11 protein-coding genes are annotated in these 15,475 nt (G+C 66.9%); all 11 read right to left on the reverse strand.

Annotation, left to right across the window (positions count from 1 at the left end; genetic code table 11):
• Positions 1 to 130 precede the first annotated feature (130 nt).
• The 11 genes from fadD32 to glf all read right to left on the reverse strand — a co-directional run bounded on the left by fadD32 (position 131) and on the right by glf (position 15,367).
• Positions 131 to 2,032 (reverse strand): long-chain-fatty-acid--AMP ligase FadD32, encoded by a 1,902-nt coding sequence (gene fadD32 / locus D7316_RS16995; RefSeq protein WP_124709300.1) that lies wholly within the window; start codon positions 2,030 to 2,032, stop codon positions 131 to 133.
• 253 nt (positions 2,033 to 2,285) lie between these two features.
• Positions 2,286 to 3,272: an LLM class F420-dependent oxidoreductase gene (locus D7316_RS17000; RefSeq protein ID WP_124709301.1), complete on the reverse strand. Its 987-nt coding sequence runs from the start codon at positions 3,270 to 3,272 to the stop codon at positions 2,286 to 2,288.
• A gap of 206 nt (positions 3,273 to 3,478) precedes the next feature.
• Positions 3,479 to 4,480 (reverse strand): cutinase family protein, encoded by a 1,002-nt coding sequence (locus D7316_RS17005; RefSeq protein WP_124709302.1) that lies wholly within the window; start codon positions 4,478 to 4,480, stop codon positions 3,479 to 3,481.
• A gap of 2 nt (positions 4,481 to 4,482) precedes the next feature.
• A complete protein-coding gene (locus D7316_RS17010) occupies positions 4,483 to 5,028 on the reverse strand; it encodes a DUF732 domain-containing protein (RefSeq protein ID WP_124709303.1) in 546 nt (181 codons plus the stop codon).
• 230 nt (positions 5,029 to 5,258) lie between these two features.
• Positions 5,259 to 6,731, reverse strand: a complete 1,473-nt coding sequence (locus tag D7316_RS17015) for an alpha/beta hydrolase-fold protein (protein WP_408610074.1) — start codon at positions 6,729 to 6,731, stop codon at positions 5,259 to 5,261.
• A gap of 292 nt (positions 6,732 to 7,023) precedes the next feature.
• A complete protein-coding gene (locus D7316_RS17020; RefSeq protein WP_124709304.1) occupies positions 7,024 to 8,013 on the reverse strand; it encodes an alpha/beta hydrolase in 990 nt (329 codons plus the stop codon).
• 378 nt (positions 8,014 to 8,391) lie between these two features.
• Positions 8,392 to 10,584, reverse strand: coding sequence for a hypothetical protein (locus D7316_RS17025; protein WP_124709305.1), 2,193 nt, complete (start codon positions 10,582 to 10,584; stop codon positions 8,392 to 8,394).
• Complete coding sequence (locus D7316_RS17030) at positions 10,571 to 11,491, reverse strand: decaprenyl-phosphate phosphoribosyltransferase (RefSeq protein ID WP_124709306.1); 921 nt, start codon at positions 11,489 to 11,491, stop codon at positions 10,571 to 10,573. The genes D7316_RS17025 and D7316_RS17030 overlap by 14 nt, the downstream gene beginning before the upstream one ends.
• 24 nt (positions 11,492 to 11,515) lie before the next feature.
• Positions 11,516 to 12,139: a phosphatase PAP2 family protein gene (locus tag D7316_RS17035; RefSeq protein ID WP_124709307.1), complete on the reverse strand. Its 624-nt coding sequence runs from the start codon at positions 12,137 to 12,139 to the stop codon at positions 11,516 to 11,518.
• The gene (locus D7316_RS17040) at positions 12,120 to 14,060 is read right to left on the reverse strand and encodes a glycosyltransferase (protein ID WP_124709308.1); all 1,941 of its coding nucleotides are present in this window, start codon (positions 14,058 to 14,060) and stop codon (positions 12,120 to 12,122) included. The genes D7316_RS17035 and D7316_RS17040 overlap by 20 nt, the downstream gene beginning before the upstream one ends.
• Positions 14,057 to 15,367 (reverse strand): UDP-galactopyranose mutase, encoded by a 1,311-nt coding sequence (gene glf, locus D7316_RS17045; RefSeq protein ID WP_232016943.1) that lies wholly within the window; start codon positions 15,365 to 15,367, stop codon positions 14,057 to 14,059. The genes D7316_RS17040 and glf overlap by 4 nt, the downstream gene beginning before the upstream one ends.
• Positions 15,368 to 15,475 lie beyond the last annotated feature (108 nt).

Here is a 15,475-nt window from a genome sequence, read left to right on the forward strand (position 1 = left end):
TTTCCAGACTACTGATCGAAGGACCCTTCGTGGCTCGCGAACTCGCACCTCAGGGATCGGGAATTGTGGCTCGCACGACCGCACCCCGGGACCGTGCCTCGGGGAGCGCGATGGTGACAGCGAGAGCAAGTTACTCCGCGTCCGGGAACGCGGTCTGCTTGTAGCCGCCGCGCAGACTGCCGTCGATGTAGGCCGTCCGGGTGGCCCGGCGGGCGATCTTGCCGCTGGACGTGCGCGGGATCGATCCGGCCGGGACCAACAGGATGTCGCGGGCCATGACTCCGTGGCGCTGCGCGATCGCGGCGCGCACGGAGTCGGCCACCTCCTGCGGGTCGTTCTTCTTGCCCGGACCGCGTTCGGCCACGATGACCAGTTGCTCGGACGCGTCGTCGGCGTCGAAGGTCAGACCGCTCGTGGACTGCTCGAAGACCACCGGCGGGAGCTGGTTGGACGGCACGGAGAACGCCGCGACGAATCCCGGACGCAGGCTCGAACTGGCTTCCTGCGCACTGTATTCCAGGTCCTGCGGGTAGTGGTTGCGACCGTCCACGATGACGAGGTCCTTGACCCGGCCGGTGATGTAGAGCTCGCCGTCGAGCCACACGCCGTAGTCGCCGGTCCGCATCCAGGTGGCGTCGGCGGGCGCGCCCTCGGTGTGCGTGCCCTCGGCGAGCGGGTGGGTCACCTTGTTGTGGAAGGTCTCCACGGTCTCGTCCGGCTTGTTCCAGTAGCCGGCCCCGATGTTCAGGCCGTGCAGCCAGATCTCGCCGACATGGCCGTCGGCCTGCTCGGTGGCGGTTTCCGGATCGACGATCGCGGCCCACTGGCTCACCGCGACCTGACCGCAGGAGACCTGCGTGACGGCGTTGGGCGCATGCTGATCGACGAGCTTGAAGCGACCCGCGTTGAGCTCGTCGCGGTCGACGTAGATGATCTTGGCCTCGTTCTCGCGCTGCGTGGCGGAGACGAACAGCGTGGCCTCGGCCATGCCGTAGCAGGGCTTGATCGCGGTCTTGGGCAGACCGTACGGACCGAAGGCGTCGTTGAACTTCTTCATCGAGCTGACCGTCACCGGCTCCGAGCCGTTGATCAGGCCGATCACGTTGGAGAGGTCGAGGTCCTCGCCCTCCTTCGGCAGACCGCGCGCCGCGGCGTGCTCGAAGGCGAAGTTGGGGGCGGCGGCGTACGTCTCCGCGCCATCGCTGGCGGCGGCCAGTTCCTTGATCCAGCGGCCCGGGCGTCGCACAAAGGCCTGCGGGCTCATGATCGTGATGTAGCGGCCGCCGAGCGCGGGCAGGATCACCGTGAGAAGTCCCATGTCATGGAACATCGGCAGCCAGGTGACACCGCGGGCGTTCCGGTCGATCTCGATGGTGTCGTAGATCTGCAGGACGTTGGCGGCGACGGCCTGATAGGTGATCTCGACGCCTGCCGGCACGCGGGTGGACCCCGAGGTGTACTGCAGGTAGGCGACGGTGTCCTTGTTGTGGTCCCGGCCGGCGACGGGCGCGACCCAGCTGGATCCGACCGAGTCCGGGACCGCGTCCACCGCGATCACGCGGGGACGCTCCTTGGCGGGCAGCGGCTTGAAGAAGTCGCGGACCGCCTCCGCGGACTTCGTGGAGGTCAGGATCGCGGTCGGCTTGCAGTCGTTGAGGACGGCGTGCAGGCGATCCGTGTGGCCCGGTTCGTCGGGCGAGAAGAGCGGGACCGCGACGTTGCTCGCGTAGAGCGCGGAGAAGAAGCCGATCACGTATTCGAGGGACTGCGGGGCGAGGATCGCGACACGATCGCCGGGCTTGGTCACCTGTTGTAGCCGGGCCGCCACCGCGCGCAGCCGCTTGCCGAACTGCGCCCAGGTCAGATCCTGGGCCTCCCCGTCACGCTCACGGCTGTAGTCGATGAACCGGTAGGCGAGGGTGTCCGCCTTGTCGCGCACGTTGTGCTCGACATAGTCGACGAGTGTGTTGTCCTCGGTGAAGTGCAGCTGGCCGTTCTCGTCGAGGAACTGCTCAAATTCAGTGTTCAACATCCATTGCTCCTGTGGCCCCCACGTGAAGGTCGCATTGTCCCCGGTCGGTCGGCCTCCCCCGCGATGCCACCGGCCTGCGCCTTTCCACGCCCGTTAGTACTACCGCGGTCACGGTAGTCCAATTCGTTACCTGTTCGAAATACTCTCGATAGTCAACTCGATCTTCGTGCTGGCGCACATCGGACTCTGCGCCCGCGCGCCGCGCACCCGATGTCCGCTCACCTCGTCAAATGCGTCCAGGCCGTCGGCCATCCTACTCCCCCTTCAGAAGCTGGATGATCGGCGCGAACGCATCCATCTGCGTCGGGAAAACACCCACATACGACATCGATGTCCGCCGGCGCACCTCGCGGAGTTGGTCGGCGATCTCCTCGAACGTGCCGATCGCGAGGTACGGCGACCGCAGGACGTCGTCGACGGTGAACTCGGTGTCGCGCTCGATGTTGGGCGGGTAGCCCTGCTCGAGTGCCTTGAGCGCCATCTCCGCGGTTGCCTCGCGGTCGTCGGTGATGACGATGACGGCGATCGTCCAGTTCAGTTCGAGGTCGTCGAATCGTTCGCCGGCGACGTCACGGATCCGGTCGACTCGTTCGGCGGTCTTCTCCAACGTCATGTCGGAGAGCCGCATCTTGCCCTCGCGGGTGGTGCTCGGCGCCACCGAGATGATGTCGGCGTGCTTGGCGGCCAGCGCCAGCATCTTCGGCCCACCGCCGCCGACGGCGATCGGTGGTCGAGGTCCCTGGCGTGGCCGTGGGCTGCCTTCGAGTCCGTTGATCTGGTAGAACTCGCCGTCGAAGTTCACCGTCTCGCCCCGCATCAGGCCGTCGAGGACGGTCAGCGCCTCGTCGAGGCGGCGGATGCGCACCCCCGGCGACTCGAACTCGATGCCGGCCTTGTCGAACTCCTCTTTCATCCAGCCCGCGCCGATGCCCAACTCCAGGCGTCCCTTGGACAGGACGTCGATGGTGTTGGCCTCCTTGGCGAGCAACGCCGGATGACGCCAGCCGTTGGCGAGCACCGACGTGCCGAGGCGGATCGTGCTGGTGGCCTGGGTGAGCGCACCGAGTGCCGCGAGGGGACCGACCTGGTTGCCCAGGTGGTCGGGGACCGCGAAGGTGTCGTAGCCGTACTCCTCGGCGGTCTGCGCGAGCTTCACGAACTTACGTGCGCCGCCCTCGTCCTTGTTGCCTTCACCGCCGGCACCGAACCGGAACTTGCGCAGGTTCCCGGGTTCGCTCATTCACTGTCTCCTCATGCGCTGTGCGCTTCGTCGTCTGGGCTCCGCCGTCCTGGAACACGGCGCCCGATCGCCCACACACGTTAATGGAGTACGAGGGCACCACCAAACGAATCGGCAAAGGTCGGCGGCATTTTAGGGCGCATTCCACATCTGGGACCGATGACCCACCGGCGGGCCGACGTGGCCCACGACACAGTCGGGACGACTCAGTTGTGTTTCGGCCGAGGCGCCTCGTCGATGACGTCGCTCGCCCAGCCGTACATCCACTGCGTCGCCGTGGAGCCGTCGAGCGACCAGTACCGCGGCGTCGCGTACATGGCGTGCACCGGGTTGTTGATCGCACCGGCGAGTTGACTCGCCGCCCGTAGCGGATTGGTCACCGTCGGCGAGTCGCAGATCAGATCGCCTGGCGCGCAGATGGATTGGACACGGTCCTGCAGCTCGCCGAATCCGCCGCTGCGCGGCCCGGTCATGGTGATGCCGGGCACGATGCCGCGCATGCCGGACAGTGCGATCTCCGCGCCGACCCCCTCCGGCGATGGTCCGATGTCGTTCTGCTCGCCGGGTTGGCGGCGCCCGTCGGCGATGAGTCCCACACCCAGGACCAGATCCTGATCCGAGGCGTCGAGGACACCCCGGCCGTTGCCGATGTTGCTCGCGAGGTCACCGGCGATGACCGCGCCCTGCGAGAAGCCCATGATGACGTAACGGGTCAGCGGACAGTTCTTGTTGGTGTCGATGATCTTGCCGGCCGCCCGCTTGTAGCCCTGCGTGCGCGAGACGTTGTAGTCGGCCTGCCGGTCGGCGAGATTGGTCGGATTCCGGAACTGGGCGATGTACGGGACCGTGTAGACGCTCGTGCGCGACGACGGGAACTGTTCGGAGAGCGCACTGGAGACCCGCAACATCAGCGACCGCGGATTGGCGCTCGGGTTGTACGGGTCGTCGTCGGGCGACGACTCCCAGGTGCCCGGGATGACCACGGTCAGTACGTCGGGGCAGTCGGCGGACTGGGCGTCGGGACGCTCCTTGGTCTCCGACGTCGACGGCCCACCCGGGATGCGCGGGAGGCGCGGCGGTCCCGGCTGCAACAGCGTGATCACCAGGACCACGATGAGGATGATCGCGAGGATCGCCAGCAGACCGAGAAAGAGCAGGAGTTTCGGCAGCCTGCGCTTGCCGCGCGGCTTCGCCTTACGTGCACCCACCGTCAGCAGTAGTGCTCGTCAGCGGCCTTGATCACCCGGTCGGCCTTGGCATTGGCCTCGGCCACCGTCTTGGTGCCCGGGCCGACGGACGCCGTGACGAACGCCTTCACCGTCACGGGGTCGGTGCCTTTGCGACGCTCGTTGCAGACGTACTCGGCCATCGTGAGCGCGACGGAGTTGTCGGCGTCGCCCATGAACGTCACGTTCTGCGACTTCAGGGCGGCGAGATAGGCCTGCCCCTTGGGCGTCATCTTCTGCCCGTTCGGACCCGGGAAGTTCTGCGGGACGTTGGTGCTCGGGTTGGGTGCGGTGGCCGGCAGCGCCGAACCGGCGGTCGGCGATTGGGTGTCGTCCGCCGACGGCGCCGCGGAGGCGGCCGACGACTCGTCGGCTGAACTCGGCTGCGTCGAATACATCGATGTGGTCGTGACCGGATTGCTGGTGATCGGAGCGGTGGCCGTGGAGTCGTCGGCACACGCCGACACCGAACCCAGCGTCAGCGCGGCTCCCGCCACCACCATCGCGAGTTGCAGAAACTTACTGGTCATCGTCACTTCCTCGTCGCGCCAGAGCGGTGGTCGTCGTGCCCCGTCCGCCCCGGCTCCCACACCTGGTGCTGCGCCCTGCCTCTCGGCGGTCCGCCTTGCCGCCAGGCTACCCGCTCAGCACGACGTCTCCGGCCGCCCGACCCGCGCGACCAGCGGAAACGCTTCGATTCCTCAGCGAAGTTTCAGGCCGGGCGACCCCTGCGCTCAGATTGGCGCCCGGCCGGGCCGTGTCACTTGGTGACACGGGCCCCGTCCTTGACCGTCCAGACGATCTTCCCGTGCTGGAAGGTGTTGAATCGGCCCTTGCCGTCGCGGGTAGGCATCTCGTCGCTGGTCGGTAGTCCCAGCTTGCCGCCCGGACCACCGGCCGCCACGTACGCGCCGCCGATACCGCCGCCGACGATCTTCGGTCCCTTCGGCCCGGTGATGATCCGGCCGCCACGGAAGTCCTGCGCCTTGCCGCCGGGCACGCCGTACACGGGTGTCAGGCATTCACCGAGCGAGGAGCGGTTGGGGTCGTAGACCTTCTTGAACGATCCGGTGACGCGGCAGGCCGGGCGGTCGCCGAGCAGACCCAGCGCTCCCGCGGCCTGCGGCCACGACTGCTGAAGCTCGAACTGCCAGTACGGCCACGTGTGGGTACCCGACGGCCGGTAGACGGCCTGACCGGGGATGCCCAGCTGGTTGAGCTTGATGGCGAATTGCTGCGACGTCACGCGGCTCAGGATCTCCAGCCCCACCCCGGAGTAGTTGGTCGCCAGCATCGGGATGTCGGAGGGTTTGTCGTGCGGGCCGACGAGGCCGTTGCCCGAAGAGACGTAGATGCTGGTGCCGCGCAGCTTGTCGGCAAGGAGGTAGGGATCGTGCTCCTTCCACGCCGGGTCGCTCGGCGGACCGAACATCTTCATCGAGTCGTAGCCGCCACCGTCGCGCAGGGCGAACTGGATGGCCTGCGGCATGCCGTACGAGGTCATCTGCAGGATGCCGGAGAACGACGCGGCGTACTTGTAGAAACCGGGGTTGCGGGACGCCAGCATCATGGCGGCCGACCCACCCATGGACAGTCCCTGGATGCCGCGCACGTCCGTCGAGCGCCAGGGGCCCTCGAGGATCGGCGGCAGTTCCTTGATCAGGAACGTCTCCCAGCGGTAGAGCTTGCCCTTGTCGCCCTCTTTCCAGTCGGTGTAGAAGCTCGACTCGCCACCGATCGGGAGGACGACGTTGACGTTCTTGTCCTTGTAGAAGTCCTCGATGTTGGTGTTGATGATCCAGCCGCTCTGATCCTCCTGCGCGCGCAGACCGTCGAGTGTCACCAGCTGGGGGAACTTCTCCCGCGGCTTGGCCCACCAGTCCCGGGCCAGCAGGATCTGCACCTGGATGGTGGCGCCCATCGCCGGTGAGTACACCCAGAGGGCGACGCGACGATCGGAATACCAGAACGTGTTGGTGACCCGGACCGGCTGATTCGCGGTCGGCGACGGCACCAGCGGTGCGGCCGATCGCGGGGCCGGAGCGGATTCGGGAGCGGCCGGCTGGGGTGCCGGGGCGCCCGATCGCGGTGCCGGTGCCTCGGGTGCGGGCGACTGGGGCGCCGATGGCGGCGCGGCCGGGGCGCCCGGCTGTGGCGCGGGCTCGGCGCCGGCGGGGAGGGCCGGTGCCACGATCACGAGGACGGCTGCGACAACTCCCGCCGCGCCGGCCACGAGCCTGCCCCTGGGCACCTCGCTGCGCCCCCGTCCACTGTGCGTCGTATGACGCCGAATCACTCGCCAGTTCACCCTCGGAACTCCTTCTCACCCACTGAGCATCTCGGCGTCTGCGCTGGTGAGCGAGTAACTCTTTCCCCAGAAGTCACATCAAACCCACAGATAACAGAACGCCCTACGTGTTTCTTACACGTAGGGCGTTCTGTTTTGCGTGCGCCACGCTGTTACGCGTGGGATTTGTGTGACTGATGTTGCCGGGCTGGGTGGGTCTCCACCCGCCCCGCCGCGATCAGCGGAAGAAGCCTCGGTTCTTGGCGTTCCACAGCATGTCCTGCCAGTAGCCCCACGCGTGGGTGCCGTTGGCGTAGTAGGTCATGAGCGGCACGCCCTGGACGAACGCCGCAGCCTCGAATGCCTTCGCCTGGGTGAATGCCAGGACCTCCAGCGTCGAACCCTTGAACAGGTCGTCGAACACGTTCGGCAGTGCGTTGTACTGACCGAACAGGCCGTTGCCCGAGCCGACGAAGATCTTCATGCCGTGCATGCGGTTGATGTTCATGAACGGGTCGTTGGCGAACCAGCGCGGGCTCCACGGCGGTCCCCACATGCTGTCGATGTTCCACGGCTTGGGGTCGACGTCGAACATGGCCAGACGCAGCGCGGTGCGCATGCCGGGCGCGTTCAGGAAGTTGTAACCCGACAGCGATGCGGCACGGTCGAAGTTCCGGCGGTTCTGCGCACCGATCACCAGTGCGGCGTTACCGCCCATCGACAGACCGGCGACCGCGTACTTGCGGCTGGCGCCGACCCGGAAGCCACGCGCATCGAGAGCGCGCACCAGGGTGTTGGTGATGACGCAGTTCCACTTGTAGGTGTAGCGCTGTCCGTTGAAGTTCGACGGCGCATCCCAGTCGGTGTAGAAGCTGGCCGGCCCACCGATGGGTTCGACGACGTTGACGCCGGAACGCACCATCTCCTGGACGTTGGAGTTGATCTCCCAGCCGCTGTAGTCGTACTGGGCGCGCATGCCGTCGAGCAGGATGACGGTCTTGTAGTTGCCCGGCCGCTTCCAGGCACGGACCTTCACGTTCGGCATGCCGCAACCGTTGACGTAGAACTGCTGCAGTCCGACCTGCGTCCCACCGATCCGGGCGTTCGCCTGGCCGGCGCCGCCGATCACACCGGCGAGCCCGACGATCGTCGCCATCGCGATGAACGCGGCGATGAATCGGTTAGGCGCCCGGCCGGCCATTCGCGGCTTGGCAGAAGCTTCGCGCATCGACTGATATCTCCCTCTGTCACCCGGTTCCACCAGGGAATCCTCCCCGTTTCACCAGATCGTTCTGCGACACCCGGCCGCCGGCCTCCCCCGAAACGGCGCCTGCACGAACCTGTGAATCGTTCGTCACGCAGCCCGTTTTCGGCCGCTCAGCACCGTTTGGGGAGCCTATTGCATACCCCCAACGCTGACAAACCCTGTGATTGCACTCACATGAATCTGACGGCAACCTGTGATCCGGCTGAGGCCTTGCTTCCGCTTCCGGGTGTCCTGGTTCCGTAGCTCTATCGAACCCGACGGGCCGAACGTTACCGATTCGAGATATTGCGAGGCAAACCGGGCGCTCAGGTGGGTCTCAGGCGCCGGGAGCGAAGCGAGTCAGCGCGGGTGGATACGTGGCGGCATCTGCAGGCCGCAGCGCTGGATCTCGTACTCGGGTTCGCGCTCGATCCGGTAGTCGGTGAAGACGAACGACTGTTTGAGGTTGTGCTTGAACCGCTCGAAGCTCCACGGCCCCTCGAAGGAGGCGAACCGGTCCTTCGTCTGCGGGCAGGTGAGAGCCACCTGGGCCTGTCGCACGAGGTCCTCGTCGAGGTAGCCGGGCAGCACCGGCTTCTTGGGGTAGGCGCCCGCCTCGGCGACCACCCATTCCGACGGCAGCACCTTGTCGTGGCCGATGCGACCGTCCTCGAGGCGTTCGGTGTGGGCCGCCAGCGGATAGGCGAGGCCCATCTGGTCGATGACCCGGACGTCGAGCGGCGCGTTCATGCTCGTCATGCCCAGATTGAGGAAGTAGACGGTCACCTTGCGCTCGGCACCCTTGGGCATGACGCCGGGTAGCTGCGCGACGTACCACTCGTCGTAGTTGAACGACGGCAGGATGACGCCGCCCTCGCTGTGGTACTTGTCGATCCACTCCACCATCGCGCGCATACGCGGGTAGTCGAGGTAGTCCTCGGCGGTCACCGGGTTCTCGTTGCCCATGTTGGTGACGTAGAACCGGCGTTCGTCGACGATGCCGCTGCGGCCGATGTCGATGCCCGCGTTGGGCAACACGTTCTGATGGCACACGACGGCCCACGCGACCGTGGTCACCCACAGTGCCGCCATGATCGTCGACCCGGCGAGCTGCAGACGGGTGCGACGCCGGGTGCCGTCGACCGGGGCCGGGTTGCCGTCGGCGGGTTCCGATTCGCCGTCGGTGACATCGGTTTCGCCGGCGGCGGGGGTCCGTCGGAACGCCGCGCGGACGTGGGCCGGGATCGTGATCGGCAGGACCATCAGCGGGAGCAGCAGGGTGAACAGCGGGACCAGCATGACGCGGCCGTGCATGAAGTCGCCACCCTGGCGAATCCAGTAGATGCCGCCGATCAGACCGGCCACGAGGATCGTGACGGTCACCGCGGTCGGCGTCTGCAGTCCGGCCGACCAGGCGCCCAGACGTCGTCGCCACGACTTCTCGTCCGGCTTCTCGACGGCGTCGGTGCCGGTGGCTTCATCGTCGGTGGCTTCACCGTCGGTGGCGGCGGCGTCGGTGGCGGCGGCGTCGGTGGTTTCGACGTCGGGTTCGTCGCGGAACCGGCGTGCGACGACGAGCAGCACCCCGGCGACGATCACCAGGACGACGGGCAGCACCAGGACATACGGACCGAAGAGATTGCCGACGTAGATGAAGCCCTGATGCCACTTGGCGCCGCTCGCATCCTTGGCGACGGCCGGATTCGGTACGAGCAGGCCGTAGTAGCCCATGCGGAAGATCTGGTAGCCGACCGGTAGAACGGCCGCGACGACGACCATCCCGATGCGCAACTTCCACGACGACGGAGCCAGCAGCACCAGCAGCAGTGTCAGACCACCGAGCACGGTCAGTTCCGGACGGACCAGCGGCGCCAGGCCGGCGGTGAAGGCCAAGGCGAGGTTGGCCGCGACCACACCGCGTCCGCGGCCGGTGCGCCGACTCCACGCCACCAGCTGGCACCACAGCAGCGCGATCCAGAAGATGCAGAGGCCGTTCTCCAGGCCGCTGGTCGCGAAGTCGCGAGCCGGCGGCAGTGCGATGTAGACGATCGCGCCGAACGGGAGCAGCAGGGTGTACCCGTCACCGGTCAGCCCGCCCAGACGGGTCCGGAACAGTCTGGCGGTGCCGTACATCGCGATCGGGATCGCCGCCAGGGACATCACCAGCGCCACCCAGAGGGCGACGTACTCGAGCTGACCGTCGGTGATCCAGGCCCAGAACCACAGGATGTAGGTCCAGGCCGTCGAGGTGTTGGCCTCGACGCGTTCGCCCGCGTTGAAGACCGGTCCGTTACCGGCGAACAGGTTGCGCAGGGTGCGCAGGACGATGAGGCCGTCGTCGGCGATCCATCGACGCTGCCACGCACCGATCGCGAAGAAGGTGGTCACCGCGATCGCACCGACGGCGAAGCTGATGGTGGGCACCCATTGGCGCGGCCCCCAGGAGCCCGGGAAGCGACGCGTCCCGCGCCGGGTCGCTGTGTCGCGCTCGGTGTCTACGGAGTCGTCGGCCGATTCGTCGGTGCTGTCGTTGAGGACCTCAGGAGACTGCATAGACCGCGACACCCACGCATACTAACCAGGCGACGGCCAGCAACTGCAGGATGCGGTCCCCGAGCGCGATCTCCTCGGGTTCACCCGCCTGGCCACCGTCGATGTCGACGGCATAGCGCAGGATGGCGATGGTGAACGGGACCATCGAGATGGCGTAGGCGACGTTGGTGTCGTGGCCGGAATTCTTGTCGAACGCCCACAGTCCGTAGAAGACGACCACCGCGGTGGCCGACAGTGTCCAGACGAACCGCAGGTAGGTGGTCGTGTAGTACTGCAGTGCCTTGCGGATCTTGGCGCCGGTCCGCTCCGCGAGCTGGAGTTCCGCGTAGCGCTTGCCTGCCGCCATGAACAGCGAGCCGAAGGCCATCACGAGCAGGAACCACTGCGACAACACGATCTCGGCGGCCACACCGCCGGCGATGGCGCGCAACAGGAATCCCGACGACACGATGCAGATGTCGATGACGGCCTGGTTCTTCAGACCGAAGCAGTAGCCGAGCTGGATCACCAGATAGATCGCGATCACCACGGCGGTCTGCCAGTTGGCGATGAGGGCGATGCCCAGCGACGCGACGCCCAGCACCACGGCGAGCCCGAAGGCCAGCGGCACCGGCACCACCCCGGCGGCGATCGGCCGGTAACGCTTGGTGGGGTGATTGCGGTCGGACTCCACGTCCATCGCGTCGTTGACGAGATAGATGCACGACGCGACCAGACAGAACGCCACGAAGGCGATCGCGACCGGGCCGAGCACATCGCCGTCGCCGACGCTGCCCGCGGCCAACGGCGCCGCCAGGACGAGGACGTTCTTCACCCACTGCCGGGGTCGGACGGCCTTGATCAGTCCGGTCGCCAGATTCTTCGGCGGTCCCAGTACCGGTTCGTGCTCGATCGGCTCTTCGCTCATGTCCTCGGGCTCATCTCAGGGCGGCTACCCACGGTCGTGTGTCGCGATCAGTCTGTCACCCGCCACCACGGCGGCCGCGCTCGCGGCTCCGATGGCCGCACCGGCGAGCACGTCCGTCGGGTAGTGCACGCCGAGGACCAGCCGGGACAGCAACATCGGCGGCACCAGGGCGGCGGGCAGCGCGGCCGGCGGCAGGCCTGCGGCGCGGCCGATGAGAATGGCGGCGGCGGTCGTCGACGTCGCATGCGACGACGGGAAGCTGAGCTTGCTCGGGGTGGACACCCCGATCCGGATGCGCTCGTCGTGAGGGCGCTTGCGTCGGACCACGCGCTTGATGATCACCGACGCCGCGTGCGCACCGAACGCCCCGACACCGGCCTGCGCCCAACGTCGGACCGCGACGTCGTCGCCACGCCGGTAGGCGGCGGCTGCGCCGACGCCTGCGACGGCCAGCCAGCCCAGCGAATGTTCGCCGAAGTGCGACAGCCCCCGAGCGGCCGACACGACCGCCGGGCGGCCTGCGGCGAGTTGCTGGACCGCGAGCAGCGCCGCGACCTCACCCTTCGCCGGCGGGATCGCCACCGGCTCGCCCACCGACAGTGTCTCGTGGAGCGACGGCGAAGGCGACTCAGTCGATTCCGAAGACACGCGCCCAACTCTCCTGACTCGTCAGTTCCTGGTGTTTGGCGCGGTAGGTCTCACGCATCGCCGGGAACCGGTCCTTCAGTTCACGGACCAGCGCCGCCGATTCCTTGGCCAAGGCGATCATCTTGTCACGGTCACGTTGCCGGTAGACGACGCCGCGGCCATCGGCGGTGGTCACCGTGACCCCGTCGACGCGGCCCAGGCTGAACCAGCGGGCCTCTATCGGCGGGTAGTTTGCCTGCGGCACCTCGTGATGTCGCGGATCGGCCGGACGTGCGTTGTTGACCACCGCCGCCGCCAGCGCCTTCACCTTGGCGACCTTGCCCACCGGAGCGTTGGTGCCCAGCTGGGTCGCCTCGCCACTGGTGCGGGGCAGTTCGGTCGCCGACGGCAACACCACGGCGTCGGGATACTGCTTGCGCATCGCGGCGACCTTCGGCAGCGCGGTCGGCAGCAGGCTGCGGATGTGATCAGGGCCGGCGAGGAAGTCGCGGATCGCCTCGTTCTGGATCGCCACCGTCGAATACTCCAGGCACAGAAGATGTTTCGCGGTTGCCTTGACCATCGACCGTAGGATTCCGTCGATCGGACCGTCGTGCACGATGGACGCCACGACCAGTCGGTTGCGCAGGTGGAAGTACGCCTGCCAGTCGATCGCGTCGTCCTTGTCGCTCCACGCCATGTGCCAGATCGCGATACCCGGCACCGTCGCCGTGGGGTAGCCGGCCTTGGCGGCGCGCAGCGCGAACTCCCAGTCGTCCCACTTGATGAACAGCGGCATCGGCAGTCCGATGGTCTCCGCGCACTCACGCGGGATCATGCACATCCACCAGCCGTTGCCCTCGACGTCGATCCGCCGATGCAGGTTCTTGGAGTTCTCCCGGTCGCGCAGTGGATGTTTCGCGAAGTTGTGGTCGTAGGAGACGAACGGCGCGGCGGTCCACATGAAGTTGTGTCGGTTGATGACCTCACCCATGCAGTGCAGATGGCTGCGATCCTGCAGGTTCAGCATCTGGCCGCCGACCAGCATCGGCGTCTTGGCGAACCGCGACATCGCCAGCGCACGCAGGATCGAGTCGGGCTCGATCATGATGTCGTCGTCCATGTAGAGGATGTACGGGGAGTCGGTGCGGCGCAACGCCTCGTACATGATCCGCGCGTAACCGCCGGACCCGCCGAGGTTGGGCTGCTCGAAGATGGTGAGACGTTCCCCGAGCGCAGCCGCCGCCTCGGTGTAACCGGGCTCGTCGACGACCTTGCGCGTGCCCTGATCAGGCATCAGCACGGCGTCGATCACCTGATCCACCAAGGGATCCGACGTCAGCGCGGCGAGCGCGTTCACCGCATCGGTGGGGCGGTTGAAGGTAGGGATGCCGACGGTGACGCGCTTGGTGTCGTCGGAGGACGGGCTGTCGATCGGCGAATACCAACCGGCGGAGACGATCTCGGTGTCGGTGTCGGTGGTGATGTCGAACCAGATCCAGCCACCGTCCTCGAACGGACCCAGGTCGAGCTCGAATTCCGCTACGCCGCGGCCACTCTCGTCGGTCGCGATCAGGTCGCCGCCGATGCCGATGCGTGAGCCGTCGAACTTGGACCGGTAGAGGTCGACGCGACAGGTGCCGATCACCTCGATGCGCAGGACCACCGAGGTCAGGATGCTCCAGCGACGCCAGTACGACGCCGCGAAGGCGTTGAAGTACGACTCGAAGCTCACCTCGGACTCGGCGCCGAGCGCCACCGACGTCCGGTTGTGCGCGTGGGCGCGCCGCGAATTGTTCTGCGATTCCACCAGATACAGGGAGCGGACGTCGATCGGCTCACCCGGCCGCGGGAAGATGACGCGTTGCAGCAGCGAAGTCGCCTTCGAGATCCCGGCGCCCGCCTCGCCGATGTCGGCCTGGTCCACAGGAGTCACTGTCATCTATTCCGCCTTCTCATTCGGCCCGCTCGCTCCGCTCCCGGCGCCTTCTCATTCGGCCCGCTCGCTCCGCTGCCGGCGCCTTCGGCCAGCGGCGCCCCCTCGGCGAGGTGCGGGGCCAGCGTATTGTCGAACATGGTGAGCGCACTCGCGATGGCCATGTGCATGTCCAGGTATTGATAGGTGCCCAGCCGCCCGCCGAAGAGCACCTTGCGCTCGGCGGTCTCCGCCTTGGCGAGATCCCGGTACCGCGCGACCATGGCCCGGTCGTCGGGCGTGTTGATCGGGTAGTACGGCTCGTCGTCGTCCTTGGCGAATCTGCCGTATTCACGCATGATCACGGTCTTGTCGTCGGGATAGGTGTCCCGCTCGGGATGGAAGTGCCGGAACTCGTGAATCCTGGTGTACGGCACGTCCGCGTCGTTGTAGTTCATCACCGGCGTGCCCTGGAAATCGCCCGTTTCGAGCACCTCGGTCTCGAAATCCAGTGTGCGCCAGCCCAGTCGGCCGACCGAGTAGTCGAAGTAGCGATCCACCGGGCCGGTGTAGACCACCGGGGCGTCCGGGCTGGCGGCGCGCAGGTCGTCACGCACGTCGAACCAGTCGGTGGACAGGCGGACCTCGATGCGGTCGTCGTCGGCCATCTTCTCCAGCCACGCGGTGTACCCGTCGACCGGCAATCCCTCGTAGGCGTCGTTGAAGTAGCGGTTGTCGAAGGTGTAGCGGACCGGGAGTCGGGTGATGTTGCCGGCCGGCAGATTCTTGGGGTCGGTCTCCCACTGCTTGGCCGTGTAGTGCTTGACGAAGGCCTCGTAGAGCGGGCGGCCGATCAAGCTGATCGCCTTCTCCTCGAAGTTCGCGGCCTCCTTGGTATCGAACTCACCGGCCTGCTCGGCGATCAGCGCCCGTGCTTCGTCGGGGCTGAAGTACCGGCCGAAGAACTGTGACACCAGTCCGAGCCCCATCGGGAACTGATAGGCCTGGCCCTTGTGCATCGCGAACACCCGATGCTGATAGCCGGTGAAGTCGGTGAACTGGTTGACGTACTCCCACACCCGCTTGTTCGAGGTGTGGAACAGGTGCGCACCGTACTTGTGGACCTCGATGCCGGTGGTCGGCTCGGGCTCGGAGTAGGCGTTCCCACCGATGTGATGACGTCGATCGATGACGAGAACCCGCTTGTCGAGCTGGGTTGCCGCCCGCTCGGCGATCGTCAGGCCGAAGAACCCCGAACCCACGACGATCAGATCGAACGGGGCATTCCCGGCGCGTTCGCCCCCACTACCGGTGTCCTGACTATTGCCTGCCACGGAAACTCAGGGTAACGGACCCGACCTGAGGAATGTCCGTGCACACGGCACCGCCGGTCGGAGTCCGATGGTGCGGTGACGGAACTCACCCACGCGGGTATTCTCGGC

The sequence above is a fragment of the Gordonia insulae genome (assembly GCF_003855095.1).
Lineage (GTDB): Bacteria > Actinomycetota > Actinomycetes > Mycobacteriales > Mycobacteriaceae > Gordonia > Gordonia insulae.